This window comes from Raoultella sp. (assembly GCF_039594335.1).
Classification (GTDB): domain Bacteria; phylum Pseudomonadota; class Gammaproteobacteria; order Enterobacterales; family Enterobacteriaceae; genus Klebsiella.
Map to the genome: position 1 here is coordinate 1 of NZ_JBCNNS010000051.1, position 17,059 is coordinate 17,059.

Below are 17,059 nucleotides of genomic sequence, written 5' to 3' on the forward strand. Positions count from 1 at the left end.
CCGCCATTACCGCCATCACCGATTTTGCCGCCGACCGCCTGAAGGTCGAGGTGATTCACTTCCTGCCGTACCACACGCTGGGAATGAACAAATATCAGTTACTCAGTCAGCCCTATACCGCTCCGGATAAACCGCTTGCTGCCCCCGAGTTGCTGGCCTTCGCGCAGCACTATGCTCAAAGCAAAGGTTTAACGGTTACTTTACGAGGATAAACTCATGACTACCCTGAAACTGGATACGCTGAGCGCTCGCATTCAGGCGCATAAAACGGCGCTGGTACATATCGTTAAGCCACCGGTGTGCACCGAGCGCGCACAGCATTACACCGCAGCTTATCAGCAGCATCTGGATAAGCCGGTCCCGGTACGCCGCGCGCTGGCACTGGCACATCACCTGGCGGAGCGGACTATCTGGATCAAACATGATGAGCTGATCGTCGGCAACCAGGCAAGCGAAGTTCGCGCCGCGCCGATCTTCCCGGAATATACCGTCAGTTGGATTGAGAAAGAGATCGATGATCTTGCCGATCGTCCAGGGGCTGGTTTCGCCGTCAGCGAAAAGAACAAGCGGGTGCTGCATGAGATCTGCCCATGGTGGCGTGGACAGACTGTTCAGGATCGCTGCTACGGGATGTTTACCGATGAACAAAAAGCGCTGCTGGCCACCGGTATTATTAAAGCGGAAGGCAATATGACCTCCGGCGATGCCCACCTTGCGGTCAACTATCCGCTGCTGCTGGAGAAAGGCCTCGACGGCATGCGCGCCAAAGTGGCCGAGCGCCGCTCGCGCATCAACCTTACGGTGCTGGAAGATGTGCACGGTGAGCAGTTCCTGAAAGCCATTGATATCGTGCTGGAAGCGGTAAGCGGGCACTGCCAACGCTTTGCCGGGCTGGCCCGTACCATGGCCGCCGTCGAGACACGCGAAACGCGCCGCGACGAGCTGCTGGCCATCGCCGAAAACTGCGACATTATTGCCCATGAACCGCCAAAAACGTTCTGGCAGGCGCTGCAATTGTGCTACTTCATCCAGCTGATTTTGCAAATTGAATCCAACGGCCACTCGGTTTCCTTCGGGCGTATGGACCAGTACCTGTATCCGTACTACCGTCGCGATGTTGAGCTGCACCAGTCGCTGGCGCGCGAACAAGCGATTGAACTGCTGCATAGCTGCTGGCTGAAGCTGCTGGAAGTGAACAAAATCCGCTCCGGCTCGCACTCGAAGGCCTCTGCGGGTAGTCCGCTGTACCAGAACGTGACCATCGGCGGCCAGAACCTGGTGGACGGCAAAGCGCAGGATGCGGTGAACCCGCTCTCCTGGGCGATTCTCGAATCCTGCGGTCGTCTGCGGTCGACCCAGCCGAACCTCAGCGTGCGCTACCACGCTGGCATGAGTAACGACTTCCTTGACGCCTGCGTACAGGTCATTCGCTGCGGTTTCGGGATGCCCGCGTTCAATAACGACGAAATCGTAATTCCGGAATTCATCAAACTGGGGATCGAACCACAGGACGCGTACGATTATGCCGCTATCGGCTGCATCGAAACCGCCGTCGGCGGTAAATGGGGCTATCGCTGCACCGGGATGAGTTTTATCAACTTCGCCCGCGTGATGCTCGCCACCCTGGAAGGTGGCCGCGACGCCACCAGCGGTCAGGTGTTCCTGCCGCAGGAGCACGCACTGTCGAAAGGCAACTTCGACAATTTTGAACAGGTGCTGGCCGACTGGGATACGCAGATCCGCTACTACACGCGCAAATCGATCGAGATTGAGTATGTCGTCGATACCATGCTCGAAGAGAACGTCCACGATATTCTGTGCTCGGCGCTGGTGGATGACTGCATCGAGCGGGCGAAGAGCATTAAGCAAGGCGGCGCTAAATACGATTGGGTTTCCGGTCTGCAGGTCGGTATTGCCAACCTAGGCAACAGCCTGGTCGCCGTGAAAAAGCTGGTGTTTGAGCAGGGAGCAATCGGTCAGCAGCAACTGGCAAAAGCGCTGGAGGAAGACTTTGCCGGCCTGACCCATGAGCAGTTGCGTCAGCGCTTAATCAACGGCGCACCGAAGTACGGTAACGATGATGACAGCGTGGATACCCTGCTGGCGCGCGCATACCAGACCTATATCGATGAACTGAAGCAGTACCACAACCCGCGCTACGGCCGCGGCCCGACTGGCGGTAACTACTACGCGGGTACGTCGTCAATCTCCGCTAACGTACCGTTTGGTGCCCAGACGATGGCCACGCCGGACGGACGCAAAGCGCACTCGCCGCTGGCGGAAGGGGCCAGCCCGGCTTCCGGGACTGACCATCTGGGGCCGACGGCGGTCATCAACTCCGTCGGTAAGCTGCCGACCGGTTCGATTCTCGGCGGCGTGCTGCTTAACCAGAAGCTGAACCCGGCGACGCTGGAGAACGAATCCGATAAGCAGAAACTGATGGTGCTGCTGCGTACCTTCTTCGACGTGCACAAAGGCTGGCATATCCAGTACAACATCGTGTCGCGGGAAACACTGCTGGCAGCGAAGAAGCACCCTGACCAGTATCGTGATTTAGTGGTCCGCGTCGCCGGCTATTCCGCCTTCTTCACCGCCCTGTCGCCGGACGCCCAGGACGATATCATCGCCCGTACCGAGCATACGCTGTAAGACCCCCCGGCTTGCGCTGCGCTTAGCCGGGCTACTGTTTCACAGCCCTTTGTGGGCCGGTAGCCCGGGTAAGGCGTTTACGCCGCGACCCGGGGATTTGCTGCCGGACATTGTCAGCCGCTATCGGAGTAAGACAACACATCTGGCGCTCAAAAGAGGATTGATGAGGTTTCATTCGGAAATAAATTTGTGCTTCAGGTCACATTGTAATTAGAATGTTACTGGTCGAAGTTAGCCAGGAGCATTTGTTATGACCGTTAAAGTTATCGTCACCGATATGGACGGAACTTTTCTCAATGACGCCAAGCAGTACGATCGCCCGCGTTTTCTCGCGCAGTTCGCGCAACTTAAGCAGCAAAGTATTGAATTTGTTGTCGCCAGCGGCAACCAGTACTATCAGTTGATCTCTTTTTTCCCGGAAATTCGCGAGCAGATCTCTTTTGTCGCCGAGAACGGTGCGCTGGTGTACGAACACGGCCAACAGCTGTTCCACGGTGAGCTGACCCGTCATGAATCCCAGGTGGTGATTGGCGAGCTGCTGAAAGACAGCCAGCTAAACTTCGTCGCCTGTGGCCTGGAGAGCGCCTACGTCAGCGACAAGGCACCCGACGCTTTCGTCGCCCTGATGGCAAAACATTATCATCGCCTGCAACGTATCAGCGATTATCAGAACATCAACGACACCCTGTTCAAATTCTCGCTAAATCTGCCAGATAGCGATATCCCGCAGCTTATCGACAAACTGCACGTTTCACTCGATGGCATCATGAAGCCCGTGACCAGCGGTTTCGGCTTCGTTGATTTAATCATTCCCGGCCTGCACAAAGCGAACGGCATCAGCCGCCTGCTCAAACGCTGGCAGATCTCGCCGCAGGAGTGCGTTGCCATCGGTGACAGCGGCAACGATATGGAAATGTTGAAGCTGGTGAAATACGCGTTCGCCATGGGCAACGCCGCCGCAAGCATTAAAGCTATCGCCGATTACACGACTGACGATAATAACCATCACGGCGCGCTGAAGGTGGTTCAGGCCGTTCTCGATAAGACGCCCCCCTTCTCTTGCTGACCGCTGACCGGGGCGCCCTGCCCCGGTTTTTTCATTTTGTGCGCCTCCTCTAAGTTTTAAACTTGCATTAACTTAAATTTAACTTAAATTAACGTATGTAAGATTTAATACTTTCGAATGAAAGAAAAATGAATGAGGTCACCATGGCTGCTACCTACACCCACGAAACTTTACCCACCGACCACAAAGCGGCGATTCGCCAAATGAAACAGCATCTGCGTGCGCAGATCGGCGATGTGCAGGCGGTGTTCGATCGTCTCAGCGCAAGGATTAGCGCCCGCCTCGAAGAGATTGAAGCGCTGAAAGCCCGGGGAGAAGATGTCTGGCCGGTGATCCCGTTCAGCGATATCGCGCAAGGCAAAGTCAGCGATGCCCAACGCAAGGCCATTAAGCGTCGCGGCTGTGCGGTAATCAAAGGTCACTTCTCGCGTGAACGGGCGTTGGCCTGGGATAACGCGATGCTTGAATATCTCGACCGTAACCATTTCGACGATGTCTACAAAGGCCCAGGCGATACCTTCTTCGGCTCACTTGACGCTTCGCGCCCGGAGATTTACCCGATTTACTGGTCACAGGCTCAGATGCAGGCGCGCCAGAGTGATGAGATGGCGGCCGTGCAGTCCTTCCTCAACCGCCTGTGGACCTTTAACCATGACGGCAAGCAGTGGTTCGACCCGGACGTTAGCGTTATCTATCCGGATCGCATCCGTCGTCGCCCGCCGGGAACCACCTCAAAAGGGTTGGGAGCACACACCGATTCCGGCGCGCTGGAGCGCTGGCTGCTGCCAGCCTATCAGCGTGTCTTTACCAATGTCTTTAACGGCAATATTGATGCCTATGATCCGTGGGATGCGGCACACCGCACCGAAGTCGAAGAGTACACCGTAGACAACACCACCAAATGCTCCGTCTTCCGTACTTTCCAGGGCTGGACCGCGCTCTCGGATATGATTCCAGGACAGGGGCTGCTGCATGTGGTGCCGATTCCGGAGGCCATGGCGTATGTTCTGCTGCGCCCGCTGCTGGACGATGTGCCTGACGATGAGCTGTGCGGCGTGGCGCCGGGGAAAGTGCTGCCGGTTTCCGGGAAATGGCATCCGCTGCTGATCAAAGCGCTCAGTTCTATCCCGGCGCTCAATGCCGGTGATTCGGTGTGGTGGCACTGCGATGTTATCCACTCGGTGGCGCCGGTGGAGAATCAACAGGGCTGGGGCAATGTGATGTACATTCCCGCCGCGCCAATGTGCGAGAAAAACCTCGCCTACGCGCAGAAGGTCAAGCTGGCGCTGGAAAACGGCGCTTCGCCGGGAGACTTCCCCCGTGAAGACTATGAAGCCGACTGGCAGGAGCGCTTTACCCTCGACGATCTCAATATTCATGGTAAACGGGCGTTGGGCATCGTCGTCTAGTCGTCGTAGAGCCCGGCCTGCACAACGGTGGTCAGGCGGTTACCGGAACGTATCCGCCTGACCGAATCCCGTACCACCAGGGTGCCGTGGAGCAGCAGCGAACCGCGCGGCGCATCCGGGCGAATCAGCCGCTGCTGAAGCAGCTGCACCGCTTCCGTACCCAGTTCGTCACGCGGGACATGGACCGCAGTCAGCGGCACATCCTGGATGGCGGCCAGGTTGAAACCGTCGATACTCATCACCGAAATATCCTGCGGCACCCGCAGCCCCCGCTTTTGCAACGCACTTACCGTCCCGGCGACCATATAATCTCCGCCGACCAAAAAGGCCGTTGGCAGCGGTTTGCCTGCCCGCGCGTCGAGCCATTCGCCCACTCGCTGTTCGCTGTCCCTGGCGCTAAAACTGGCAACCGTAAGCAGGTCGCGCCCATCGGTAAAATGCAGGTTGCGCATCCGCCAGGCCTCTTTGATACCAGCCAGCCTCAGATCCATGGTGTAACGGCGCAGGCACATCACATTCAGCACCGCCCGATGCCCCATATCAAACAGATACTGCGCGGCAAACTGGCCGATCAGCCGATGATCCGGCGCAATGGAGGAGAGGCGCATCGCTTCGTCGCGACAGTTGATCAGCACACAGGGTTTCGCCAGGTCTACCGCCAGATCGTGGATATGTGGATCGTCAATTCCCAGCAGGATCGCCGCTTCGGTTTCCGGTTCGTTCATGCGCGCCAGGAACTGATTGGCATCACTGTCGTTCTCTTCCAGCGCACAGGTTCGCAGGCGCACCTCATGAGCGGCCAGCGCGTGGTGGATGCTCTGAATAACCCGGTAGTAATAGATATCAGAACGCTCATCAAACGCCCGCTGCGGCGCAAAGACGACCAGGCTGTTCAGCAGCATACGCCCGACAGCGATACCCTCCAGCACCCCCATTTCACGCGCGCACGTCAGCACGGCCCGTCGGGCCTTCTCACTGGTGTTCGCTTTTCCTGCCAGTACTCTGGAAACCGTGCTCGCCGACATCCCCGTCCGGCAAGCAATCTCGGCTATTTTTAGCTTTTTATCCATTTTGTGATCCAGCTCCATCTTCAAAATGAAAGAATTTTCATCATCGGCAAACCCAGATTATCAAGGAAATGTTTATCGGTTCAGTGAGCATTTCGCCATCTTATGAAAAAACTTTCATAATTAACGCTTCTGCCCGCCGATTTTCTCGCCTAACCTGAATTGGTCCGATAACTTCCATACTAGTTACCCGGATATAAAAAGAAATAAAACAATATTATTCAAAATATTACCGGAACCGGTATGACAACTCGTTGGACGAGCCGGTCATTACCCTACATTAAAAATCTTGTGGAGAGTTCTATGAGTCAAGGCCTCAACAACGATATCACCGCCAGCAAATCCCGGCGGGTGGTAAAAAATCTACGCTGGTGGATGCTGGTCCTTTTTTTACTCGGCGTCACCGTCAACTACATCACACGTAACTCTCTGGGGATTATCGCTCCGGAGCTGAAGGTCTCGCTCGGCATCACCACCGAACAGTATTCGTGGATTGTCGGCGCATTTCAGCTGGCCTACACCGTTTTCCAACCGCTGTGCGGCTGGCTTATCGATGTCATCGGCCTGAAGCTCGGCTTTATGATTTGCGCCACGCTGTGGGCCGTTGCCTGTATCGCCCACGCCGGTGCCGGTAGCTGGCTGCACCTGGCCATCCTGCGCTTCTTTATGGGCGGTGCGGAAGCCGCCGCCACGCCGGCAAACGCCAAAACCCTCGGCGAATGGTTCCCGAAATCTGAACGTCCGATCGCCGCCGGTTGGGCCGGCGTCGGCTTCTCGATTGGCGCGATGCTGGCACCGCCGATTATCTACTTCGCCCACGCCTCCTTCGGCTGGCAGGGCGCGTTTATGTTCACCGGGGTACTAGCGCTGCTGTGGGTCGTGCTGTGGTGGGTGTTTTATAACAATCCTGAAAAACATCCGAACCTCGACAAAAGCGAGCTGGCGTTTATTCGCCAGGACAATGAGCCGCCGGCCGTTAAGCTGCCGTTCTTCACCGCGTTAAAAACCGTCTCGAAAAACAAGCGCTTTTACGGCATTGCGATTCCGGCGTTTATGGCCGAACCGGCCTGGGCGGTACTGAGCTTTTGGGTCCCGCTGTACCTCGCTAAAGAGCACGGAATGGACCTGAAACAGATCGCCATGTTTGCCTGGCTGCCGTTTCTCGCTGCCGACCTCGGCAGCGTCGTCAGCGGCTATCTGACCAGACTGTACACCCGCTGGTTCGGCTGTACCCGAGTGAACTCGGTGGTCGCCAGTTCGGTAACCGGCGCCTTCCTGATGATTTCGCTGGCCCTCGTCGCTATCACCCGTGACCCCTACATCACCATCGTGCTGATCTCCATCGGCGGCTTCGGCCACCAGATTATCTCCTGCATGCTGAGCGCGCTGGTGGTCGAGTCGTTTGATAAAGGCCAAATGGCGACCGTCAACGGGATGCGCGGTTCCGCCGCCTGGATTGCCAGCTTCCTGTTCTCGTTATTAATCGGGGTGACCGCCGACAAAATTGGCTTCAACCCGCTGTTTATCGCCATGGGGTTCTTTGACCTGCTTGGCGCCATCTTCCTGGTGGCCTTTATTGCTGAACGTCGCGCCAAACGCGCCTGAGAATGGATACAAAGATGAAAACGCTTAAACACTGGACATTACACCAACAGTTGGCTCATCACGTTGAGTTAACTATCGATGGACAGCACACGTTGTGCCTGTATGTACTGGAAGAGAACCTGTTCCGCGTCCTGCTCAAGCGTAAAGGGCAGCTGGCGCTGGACCGCACCTGGAGCATTGCACCGCAGCAGGACGTGCCGTGGGAAGGCCGTCCTCGTGAAGATCTGAGCGGCTTTAGCCTGCCCGCGTGGACGCTTGAACAACACGCAGACAGCCTGACGGTCGCCACCGGGCAACTTCGTGTCACTGTCCACCAGCCGCTGTGGCTGGAGTGGAGCTATCGTCACGACGACGGAGAATGGCTCCCGCTGGTCAATGACCGCCCCACCAGCGCCTATCTGCTCAACGCCCATGGCGACGGCGCGGCGCACTATCTGAGTCGCCGCAAAGACGAACGATTTTATGGGCTTGGCGAGAAAGCTGGCAATCTTCAGCGTAACGGTAAACGCTATGAAATGCGTAATCTCGATGCAATGGGCTATAACGCCGCCAGTACCGACCCGCTGTATAAGCACATTCCCTTTACTCTCACCCAGCGTAGCGACATCAGCTACGGCCTGTTCTACGATAACCTGAGCAGTTGCTGGTTGGATCTGGGTAATGAAATTGATAACTACCACACCGCCTACCGCCGCTGGCAGGCGGAAGCGGGCGATATTGATTATTACCTGTTCACCGGCCGACGGGCGCTGGACGTCACCAAAGCGTTTGTTCGCCTGACCGGCAAAACGCTGTTCGGACCGAAATGGAGTCTCGGCTACAGCGGCTCCACCATGCATTACACCGATGCGCCGGATGCGCAAAATCAGCTGATGAACTTTATCCGTTTGTGTGAAGCGCATGCGATTCCCTGCGACTCTTTCCAGCTCTCTTCCGGCTATACCTCGATCAACGGCAAGCGCTACGTGTTTAACTGGAACTATGACAAGGTGCCGCAGCCAAAAGTGATGAGTCAGAGCTTCCATGACGCTGGCATCAAGCTGGCGGCCAATATTAAACCCTGTCTGTTGCAGGACCATCCGCGCTATAGCGAAGTGGCGGAAAAAGGATTATTTATTCGCGACTCGGAGAGCGACACGCCGGAACGCTCAAGCTTCTGGGATGACGAAGGATCGCACCTCGACTTCACTAATCCGCAAACCGTCGCCTGGTGGCAGGACGGCGTTACCCGCCAGTTGCTGGAGATGGGCATCGATTCCACCTGGAATGATAATAACGAATTTGAGGTCTGGGATGGCGAAGCCCGCTGTCACGGCTTTGGCCAGAACATTGCCATCAAGCATATTCGTCCGGTGATGCCGCTGCTGATGATGCGCGCCTCAATGGAAGCCCAGCAGCGTTTCGCGCCACAAAAACGACCGTATCTGATCTCGCGCTCTGGCTGCGCCGGAATGCAGCGCTATGTCCAGACCTGGAGCGGCGACAATCGCACCAACTGGGAGACTCTGCGCTATAACACCCGCATGGGGCTGGGGATGAGTTTGTCCGGCTTATATAACGTGGGCCACGACGTCGGCGGTTTTTCCGGTGATAAACCGGATGCCGAGCTGTTTGTACGCTGGGTGCAGAATGGCGTGATGCACCCGCGCTTTACCATCCACTCATGGAACGATGACCAGACGGTCAACGAGGCGTGGATGTATCCGGGCGTGACCCCGGCGATTCGCAGCGCGATTGAACTACGCTACCGCCTGCTGCCCTATCTGTATACGCTCCTGTGGCAGGCCCACGCCGACGATGAACCGATGCTGCGACCGACGTTCCTCGATCATGAGCACGATCAACAAACCTTTGAAGAGTGTGATGATTTCCTGCTGGGGCGCGATCTGCTGGTCGCCAGCGTCGTCGAACCGGGCCAGCGTCAGCGCCGGGTGTGGCTACCGGAAAACACCTCCGGCTGGTACGATTTTTATAACGGGGAGTGGTTCTCCGGCGGCCAGTGGATAATGCGAGATGCGCCGCTGGAACATCTGCCGCTGCTGGTTCGCGCCGGAGCCGGCCTGCCGCTCAGCGAACGCATCACCCACGTCAGCGCGACAAAAGACGACCAGCGTGAGCTGAAGTTGTTCCCGCTGAAAGGCGTGGGGTCATCACAGGGTCTGCTGTTTGAGGATGATGGCGAAAGCTGGGGCTATAAAGAGGATGATGCACTGTGGCTGACGTGGGAGATGGTCTGCGACGCCAGCACGATCAGCCTGCAATTGACCCCTCGCGGTCATTACTGCCCGGCCTGGCAGGCACTGAAAGTGACTTTACCCGCTGGTGAAAAACGCAAATTGCTGATAAATGGTAAAGAAGCCGGCGAATGGCGTCTGAAGTAGCCCCCGGAGCCCTTCCCTGTCGGGAGGGGCTGCTAATTGATGTCCAGTTGTAACTAACTACGCCATAACTGTAAGGTCGCGTGGCGTTTTTTATGCGCCGGTTATACCGTAAGAGTGCCCTTCCCCCATTTGGACCTCTGACGATGAAAGTATTGAGCGCTCTTATTGTTTCACTGACGTTATGTTCCGCCAGCGCACTGGCATTTCAGGAAAAACCTTCCCCCGAAATGCCCGCGCCTTCAGCAACCACCAAAACCACCGCCCTCAGCCGTTTTGCTGCTGATGAAAACGACACGGCGATTGCCCAGGCCTATAGCCCCGGGACTTTTACCAGCACCGCGCCAACCTATAGCGGTTTCCCGGCCTCTGCCGCAGCCGTCCATCACCACTGAGTTACATGGTACCTACGTTTCTTGCCGGGCGACGGCTGTAGCGTACCTGCCCGGCGCCTCAGGCCGTTCCGCCGGACGGCCGCACTCCCTCAAATCACAGCGATCAGAACACCAATCAGCACACAGTAAAGCACCAGGCTCAGCAAGGTCAGAACTATAATCATTGCGCGCACCCCGTTCAGGTTCAGAGAAGACGGGGGTCAGTCACGCGTTCATTAAACGAAAATGCGCTCATGCCCCCACCTGCAACAGATGATTCAGTGGCTATTTATTCACAGTATTGTGCAGGAAAGATGAATAAATTAAGGGGGGGAATGAATGGCGGGCTGTGGCAGAGAGATTCAGAGCGGGGTTTAGCTGAACAACGTTATCCCGGCACGCAGGCGCGCCGGGATCGCAGGCACTTAGTTATCGATACCTTTACTACGCAGGTAATCTTCATAGTTACCGGTGAAGTCGATCACACGCTCCGGCGTAATTTCGATCACCCGGGTTGCCAGCGAGCTGACAAACTCGCGGTCGTGGGAAACGAAGATCAGGGTCCCCTGATACATCTCCAGCGCCATGTTCAGCGATTCAATCGATTCCATATCCAGGTGGTTAGTCGGTTCGTCCATGACCAGGATGTTCGGTTTTTGCATCATCAGCTTACCAAACAGCATGCGGCCTTTCTCGCCACCGGACAGCACTTTTGCCGGCTTTTTGATATCGTCCTGGCTGAACAGCAGACGACCAAGGATGCTGCGCACCGCCTGTTCGTCATCACCTTCCTGCTTCCACTGGCTCATCCAGTCGAAGACGGTCAGATCGTTTTCAAATTCATATTCGTGATCCTGCGCGTAGTAGCCAATCTGTGCATTTTCAGACCATTTCACACTGCCGCTGGTCGGTTCCAGTTCACCCACCAGGGTTTTCAGCAGCGTGGATTTACCCACGCCGTTGATCCCGAGCACGGCAAGCTTCTCACCCACTTCCAGCAGAAGATTGACCCCTTTGAACAGCGGACCATTGTCAAACCCTTTCGCCAGCGCTTCCACTTCCAGCGCATTACGGAACAGCTTCTTATCCTGTTCAAAACGGATGAACGGGTTCTGACGGCTGGATGCTTTCACTTCATCGAGCTTAATTTTGTCAATCTGACGGGCGCGTGAAGTCGCCTGGCGAGATTTTGAGGCGTTCGCGCTAAAGCGACTGACGAAGGATTGCAGATCAGCAATTTGCGCTTTTTTCTTGGCGTTGTCGGCCAGCAGACGTTCGCGCGCCTGGGTCGCGGCGGTCATATACTCGTCGTAGTTGCCGGCATAAACGCGCAGTTCGCCATAGTCGAGATCGGCCATATGGGTGCAGACCATGTTCAGGAAGTGACGGTCGTGCGAAATGATAATCATGGTACTGTCACGTTCGTTCAGCACCTGCTCCAGCCAGCGAATGGTGTCGATGTCCAGGTTGTTCGTCGGTTCATCGAGCAGCAGAATATCGGGATTCGAAAACAGCGCCTGCGCCAGCAGTACACGCAGCTTCCAGCCTGGCGCGACTTCGCTCATCGGGCCGTAATGCTGTTCAACCGGGATCCCGACGCCAAGCAGCAGTTCACCGGCGCGCGCTTCGGCAGAATAGCCGTCCATCTCGCCGTAAGTGACTTCAAGGTCGGCCACTTTATAGCCGTCTTCTTCGCTCATTTCCGCCAGGGAATAGATGCGATCGCGCTCCTGTTTCACTTCCCACAACTCGCCGTGGCCCATAATGACCGTATCCAGCACGGTGAATTCTTCAAAGGCGAACTGATCCTGGCGCAGTTTACCGATACGTTCGTTCGGATCGAGAGAGACGTTACCCAACGTCGGCTCGAGATCGCCGCCGAGGATCTTCATAAAGGTGGATTTACCGCTACCGTTGGCGCCAATCAGGCCGTAACGGTTGCCGCCGCCAAATTTGACGGAGATATTTTCGAACAGCGGCTTACTGCCAAACTGCATGGTGACGTTGCTGGATACTAGCACGGGGTTATCCTGAAAAAAGAGAATGAGAAGTGTGATACATCGGGCATTATGCCAGCAAAGCCATCACTTTTCACGGTTTGCAATAAAATCGCAGGCAGCGCCTGTGGTACGGTCTCTCTTAATAGTGCGCGATTCATTTATCCGATACATAATTTTTTCCCTTAATCTGGAAGGAACCTATGACGACATACTCTCGCCATCCGGCATTCTTATCGCTTAAGGGCGGTATCAACTTTCGTGACCTCGGCGGCCTGCACACCGCCGACGGTCGACGCGTGCGCCAGGGGAAACTCCTGCGTTCCGGCGCGTTACACGGGATGACCGATGAAGATCTGAGCCAACTGGACACTCTGCCGGTGACCCGGGTCATTGATTACCGCGATCCACACGAGGTCCAGCGCAGCCCCGACCGGTTGAATGAACGGATGCGTTATCTCAATGCCCCCGCCAATCCTCTGACATCAGGCGTCGATGCCAATGTCACGGAACTGAATGCCGCCACGCTCAATGCCATGAGCGGCAAGAAGTTTATGCTGCAACTTTATCGTCAACTGCCCTTTAACAACGCCGCCTATTGCCAGCTTGCCCGTTGGCTGATGCAGCCTGTTGACGGTGCGTTGTTGCAGCACTGTGCGGTGGGTAAAGACCGTACCGGCGTGGGCTGCGCGCTGACGCTGTTCGCCCTGGGCTGCGACACGCCGACGGTGATGGAGGAATATCTCCTCACCCACGGCACGCTAAACCAGGTCGAAACCGAACTCCTCAGCCTGCTCGGCGATGAACTGAACCCCCGCGGACGGCAGAATCTGGCAGAAATCCTGACGGTACATGAGTCGTACCTCACGGCGGCGCTATCGGCGATTCACGAGCGCTATACCAGCGTGGAGACATGGCTGGAACAGGAGTATCAGTTGACGCCCGACGCGCGAGAAGCACTGCGCTCGCACTTTCTCGAGGGGTAAACGCCGCTTTTTACCTGTCACGATTTGCCGCAGAAATGAAAAACGGCGAGCTATAGTTGAAACAACTGGCAAAAAAGTGTGATTTCGTACACATCTGATTTCCCTGTTGGATGGAATGCACATATAATGCGCTCCCATCTATTAGCTGAATCATCTGACAAAGGCCTTTGTGGCTTTGCCACTGCACACGACATGAAGAATATGAAAATATCGACACTCTTAGCGGCAGCCTTCGCCCTCGTCGGCTTTTGCAACGCAGCATCCGCTGTCACTTATCCGCTGCCGACCGACGGCAGTCGACTGATTGGTCAGAACCAGGTGATTACGGTTCCTGATAACAACAAGCAACCGCTGGAATATTTCGCTGCTAAATACCAGATGGGGTTGTCCAACATGCTGGAAGCCAACCCGGGGGTGGACACCTATCTGCCGAAGGGCGGCACCGTGCTGAATATCCCACAGCAGCTGATTCTGCCCGACACGGTGCATGAAGGTATCGTTATCAACAGCGCGGAAATGCGTCTTTATTACTACCCGAAAGGCACCAATACCGTCATCGTGCTGCCCATTGGTATTGGCCAGCTGGGCAAAGATACGCCGATCAAATGGGTCACCAAAGTAGAACGTAAGAAAGCGGGCCCGACCTGGACGCCGACAGCGAAAATGCACGCGGAATACATCGCGGCGGGTAACCCGCTGCCGGCCGTAGTACCGGCTGGTCCTGACAACCCGATGGGCCTGTATGCGCTGTATATTGGTCGTCTGTACGCTATCCACGGCACCAACGCTAACTTCGGTATTGGGCTGCGCGTCAGCCACGGCTGCGTCCGTCTGCGTAACGATGACATCAAATTCCTGTTTGAAAATGTGCCGGTTGATACCCGCGTCGAGTTTATCGATGAGCCGGTGAAAGCCACCACCGAGCCGGACGGTAGCCGTTATGTCGAAGTGCATAACCCGCTGTCGACTACCGAAGCGCAGTTCCAGGGTGGTGAAATCGTGCCCATTACGCTGACCAAAGACATTCAGGCGGTGACCAGCCAGCCCGACGTCGATCAGAACGTTGTCGAGCAGGCTATCCAGAACCGTTCCGGTATGCCGGTTCGTCTGAACTGATCTTCTGACGTAACAACAAAAAAAGGCGGGCCCGGTGCCCGCCTTTTTTTATCCGTTATTGACCAGGATAATGCCGCCGTGATCGTAGCGATAGTGGCAACGGGCATACTCCAGCGGCGTTCCGTCTTCCAGATAGATAACCTGCTCGACTTCCAGCACCGGATCGCTCTCACCGCAGTTCAAGTGCTGCTGGTCAAGCGCATCCGGCTTCATCGCCCGCACCACGCGATACGAGCCCATCAGCTTCAGCCCCAGCGTCTCCTGCACGTAGCGAAACACCGAACTTTCCAGATGGGTTTTATTGAGTCCCGGCACCAGCGCCACGGGCATCACCGTCATATCCAGCGAGATAGGTTCGCCATTGAGCACCCGCAGGCGGACAAAGTCATAGACTGGGGCATCGGCGTCAATAAGCAGCGAGGTTTGCTCTTTTTCCGTAGCAAAGCGCAGTTCAAAGCGGATCACCTGGCTGGTGACCTCCCCCAGATGCTCCCAGGTTTTGGTGGCGCCGAAGTAATCGCTACCCGGCAGTTCCCACTGCGAGAGCTGCAGAAAGTTCTTCCGCACGAAGGTACCCTGCCCTTTGCGGGTATAGATAAGCCCCTCGACAATAAGCTGGCGCATCGCCTGCTGGATGGTCATCCTGCTGGTGTTAAATTCCGCCGCCAGCGCAAACTGGTCGGGTAACGGGGTGCTGGCGAGGTACTGCTGGCTGATAATCCGTTTTTTTATTTCCCGCGCGATCGAAAGATACTTCGCCGTCATTCCCGGTCCTTTTATTGATGATGTTCTCTGGATGTACTCTGCTGCACAAATGCTGACGGGCCTGAGAATACACTCAACGCCCGCCGATCGCCCCGCTACATCTTTTCACCATTGCTGCGGATAGCCTGTCTTAACCAGGCGTAGCTTTTCTTCGGCACGCGCTTGAGGTCTTTCAGATCGTGGTTTTCTCGATTCACATAGACCACGCCGTAGCGCTTACGCATATCGCCCTGAGAGCTAAGGATATCAATCAATCCCCAGCCCAGATAGCCCATCACCTGCGCGCCATCTTCAAATATCGCCTCTTTCATGGCGTTGATATGATCGCGATGATAGGCAATACGGTAATCATCGGCCACCGGCGTCTCGCCATCCCATGACTCAATCACGCCAATGCCGTTTTCAATCGGGAACACCGGCAAACGCCAGTCGTTGTAGTAGCGCGTGATGATCATACGGAAACCGAGCGGATCAATCTGCCAGTTCCATTCCGTCGCTTTCAGCCAGCTATTCGGTTTATCACCGAACAGCATATAGTTGTTCACCGGTGTGGAAGGGGGAACGGGATCGCTGTCGAGGGTCCGGCTGGCATAGTAGCTGAAGGCCAGATAGTCGACTTTTACCGTCGCCATCAGCGCCAGATCCTCTTCCCGGTAGATCTCGCTAAAACCTTCCTGCGCCACGAAGTGCATGACTTCCGGGCTGTAGCCTTCTCCGGCAAATGCGCGGAGCAGATTCTGGTTGAAGAACTCATCCAGCTGCTGAGCACAGAGAATATCGCGCGGCTTACAGGTCGCCGGATAGACCAGCGCATGTGCCAGCATACCGCCCATCAAACATTGCGGTTTCGCCTGATGCAGATAGTGGGTCAGGTGAACATGGGCCATCATCACGTGGTGCTGGATCTGATACAGCTCGCGCAGGGTTTTCTCGCCGCGCAGATAGCCGGTAATGAGGAACGCCTCCGGCATATGGTAGAGATTCTGCTCGTTGAAGGTCAGCCAATACTTCACCTTGTCACCGTAGCAGGCGATCATCTTCTGGCCGTAACGAATAAAGGCGTCCATAACCCGACGATCGGTAAAACCGTTATAGCGTTCCGCCAGCGAAAGCGGCATATCGAAATGATACAGGCAGATCATCGGCTCAATACCGCGAGCGAGCAGTTCATCAATAAACTGGTGGTAGAAGGCGATCCCCTCTTCATTAAATTCGCCGTCGCCCAGCGGACACACCCGGCTCCAGGCAATCTGGAAACGATAGCAGTTCATCCCCAGATCCTGCATCAGGTCGAAATCTTCCCGGTAGCGATGGTAAGAGTCCGTTGCGACTTTCCAGTCGGAAGCGAATTCCGCAGGCTGGCGAATGTCGTACACCGACATCCCCTTTCCCCCTTCATTCCAGGCCCCTTCCGTTTGCATGCTGGAGACCGAATTACCCCACAAAAAGTCCGCCGGTAACTTATTGTTCATCTCTCGTCCCTATATGACTAGTCATTTTAATTTAATGACTAGTCATATAAACGATATTCCGCGCCCAGGCAAAACAAAGGATCGTTTTTTGTGAGCGCAGCAAGTAAAAAAACCACCTGCATAGCAGGTGCCATTGATAACGCCCCATAGGGGCGTACCAAAATCCTTAAAAAAA

General features: G+C 55.8%; 12 protein-coding genes and 1 pseudogene. 9 read left to right on the top strand and 4 right to left on the bottom strand.

What is annotated here, in order from left to right; translation table 11 throughout:
* The 4 genes and pseudogenes from ACZAHD_RS11175 to ACZAHD_RS11190 form a co-directional block, all read left to right on the top strand.
* A pseudogene (locus ACZAHD_RS11175) lies at positions 1-212 on the top strand (glycyl-radical enzyme activating protein); the annotation flags it as partial.
* Positions 213-216: 4 nt separating this feature from the next.
* On the top strand, positions 217-2,649 hold the full coding sequence (locus ACZAHD_RS11180) for a formate C-acetyltransferase/glycerol dehydratase family glycyl radical enzyme (protein WP_462456830.1): 2,433 nt from the start codon (positions 217-219) through the stop codon (positions 2,647-2,649).
* 250 nt (positions 2,650-2,899) lie between these two features.
* Positions 2,900-3,715 (top strand): Cof-type HAD-IIB family hydrolase, encoded by an 816-nt coding sequence (locus tag ACZAHD_RS11185; RefSeq protein ID WP_462456831.1) that lies wholly within the window; start codon positions 2,900-2,902, stop codon positions 3,713-3,715.
* Between the two features lie 143 nt (positions 3,716-3,858).
* Positions 3,859-5,124 (top strand): DUF1479 domain-containing protein, encoded by a 1,266-nt coding sequence (locus tag ACZAHD_RS11190; RefSeq protein ID WP_462456848.1) that lies wholly within the window; start codon positions 3,859-3,861, stop codon positions 5,122-5,124.
* Here ACZAHD_RS11190 and ACZAHD_RS11195 read toward each other — a convergent pair.
* Positions 5,121-6,212: a LacI family DNA-binding transcriptional regulator gene (locus ACZAHD_RS11195; protein WP_462456849.1), complete on the bottom strand. Its 1,092-nt coding sequence runs from the start codon at positions 6,210-6,212 to the stop codon at positions 5,121-5,123. The genes ACZAHD_RS11190 and ACZAHD_RS11195 overlap by 4 nt on opposite strands.
* A 282-nt stretch (positions 6,213-6,494) precedes the next feature.
* Here ACZAHD_RS11195 and ACZAHD_RS11200 point away from each other — a divergent pair, with 282 nt between their 5' ends.
* From ACZAHD_RS11200 to ACZAHD_RS11210, 3 genes are all read left to right on the top strand, one after another.
* Positions 6,495-7,796 carry an MFS transporter gene (locus ACZAHD_RS11200; protein ID WP_462456832.1) on the top strand — a complete coding sequence of 434 codons (1,302 nt, stop codon included), beginning with the start codon at positions 6,495-6,497 and terminating at the stop codon, positions 7,794-7,796.
* Between the two features lie 14 nt (positions 7,797-7,810).
* The gene (locus ACZAHD_RS11205; protein ID WP_462456833.1) at positions 7,811-10,177 is read left to right on the top strand and encodes a glycoside hydrolase family 31 protein; all 2,367 of its coding nucleotides are present in this window, start codon (positions 7,811-7,813) and stop codon (positions 10,175-10,177) included.
* Positions 10,178-10,320: 143 nt separating this feature from the next.
* Entirely contained in the window at positions 10,321-10,569 is a 249-nt protein-coding gene (locus tag ACZAHD_RS11210) for a hypothetical protein (protein ID WP_462456834.1), read from the top strand.
* A 404-nt stretch (positions 10,570-10,973) separates the two neighbouring features.
* Here ACZAHD_RS11210 and ACZAHD_RS11215 read toward each other — a convergent pair whose 3' ends face one another.
* Positions 10,974-12,569, bottom strand: a complete 1,596-nt coding sequence (locus ACZAHD_RS11215; RefSeq protein ID WP_462456835.1) for an ABC-F family ATPase — start codon at positions 12,567-12,569, stop codon at positions 10,974-10,976.
* Between the two features lie 179 nt (positions 12,570-12,748).
* Between ACZAHD_RS11215 and ACZAHD_RS11220 the strand changes: the two genes are divergently transcribed.
* Together ACZAHD_RS11220 and ldtB are read left to right on the top strand one after the other, a co-directional pair.
* Complete coding sequence (locus ACZAHD_RS11220; protein ID WP_462456836.1) at positions 12,749-13,531, top strand: tyrosine-protein phosphatase; 783 nt, start codon at positions 12,749-12,751, stop codon at positions 13,529-13,531.
* A gap of 192 nt (positions 13,532-13,723) precedes the next feature.
* On the top strand, positions 13,724-14,647 hold the full coding sequence (gene ldtB, locus ACZAHD_RS11225) for a L,D-transpeptidase (RefSeq protein ID WP_462456837.1): 924 nt from the start codon (positions 13,724-13,726) through the stop codon (positions 14,645-14,647).
* 48 nt (positions 14,648-14,695) lie between these two features.
* Here ldtB and ACZAHD_RS11230 read toward each other — a convergent pair whose 3' ends face one another.
* Entirely contained in the window at positions 14,696-15,412 is a 717-nt protein-coding gene (locus ACZAHD_RS11230) for a GntR family transcriptional regulator (protein WP_462456838.1), read from the bottom strand.
* A gap of 95 nt (positions 15,413-15,507) precedes the next feature.
* Positions 15,508-16,884: a glycoside hydrolase family 1 protein gene (locus tag ACZAHD_RS11235; protein WP_462456839.1), complete on the bottom strand. Its 1,377-nt coding sequence runs from the start codon at positions 16,882-16,884 to the stop codon at positions 15,508-15,510.
* Positions 16,885-17,059 lie beyond the last annotated feature (175 nt).

What these genes read in the sequence shown, in the direction of transcription:
- ACZAHD_RS11180 (WP_462456830.1), top strand. Translation starts at nt 217, where the DNA reads ATGACTACCCTGAAACTGGATACGCTGAGCGCTCGCATTCAGGCGCAT.
- ACZAHD_RS11185 (WP_462456831.1), top strand. Translation starts at nt 2,900, where the DNA reads ATGACCGTTAAAGTTATCGTCACCGATATGGACGGAACTTTTCTCAAT.
- ACZAHD_RS11190 (WP_462456848.1), top strand. Translation starts at nt 3,859, where the DNA reads ATGGCTGCTACCTACACCCACGAAACTTTACCCACCGACCACAAAGCG.
- ACZAHD_RS11195 (WP_462456849.1), bottom strand. Translation starts at nt 6,212, where the DNA reads ATGGAGCTGGATCACAAAATGGATAAAAAGCTAAAAATAGCCGAGATT.
- ACZAHD_RS11200 (WP_462456832.1), top strand. Translation starts at nt 6,495, where the DNA reads ATGAGTCAAGGCCTCAACAACGATATCACCGCCAGCAAATCCCGGCGG.
- ACZAHD_RS11205 (WP_462456833.1), top strand. Translation starts at nt 7,811, where the DNA reads ATGAAAACGCTTAAACACTGGACATTACACCAACAGTTGGCTCATCAC.
- ACZAHD_RS11210 (WP_462456834.1), top strand. Translation starts at nt 10,321, where the DNA reads ATGAAAGTATTGAGCGCTCTTATTGTTTCACTGACGTTATGTTCCGCC.
- ACZAHD_RS11220 (WP_462456836.1), top strand. Translation starts at nt 12,749, where the DNA reads ATGACGACATACTCTCGCCATCCGGCATTCTTATCGCTTAAGGGCGGT.
- ldtB (WP_462456837.1), top strand. Translation starts at nt 13,724, where the DNA reads ATGAAGAATATGAAAATATCGACACTCTTAGCGGCAGCCTTCGCCCTC.
- ACZAHD_RS11230 (WP_462456838.1), bottom strand. Translation starts at nt 15,412, where the DNA reads ATGACGGCGAAGTATCTTTCGATCGCGCGGGAAATAAAAAAACGGATT.
- ACZAHD_RS11235 (WP_462456839.1), bottom strand. Translation starts at nt 16,884, where the DNA reads ATGAACAATAAGTTACCGGCGGACTTTTTGTGGGGTAATTCGGTCTCC.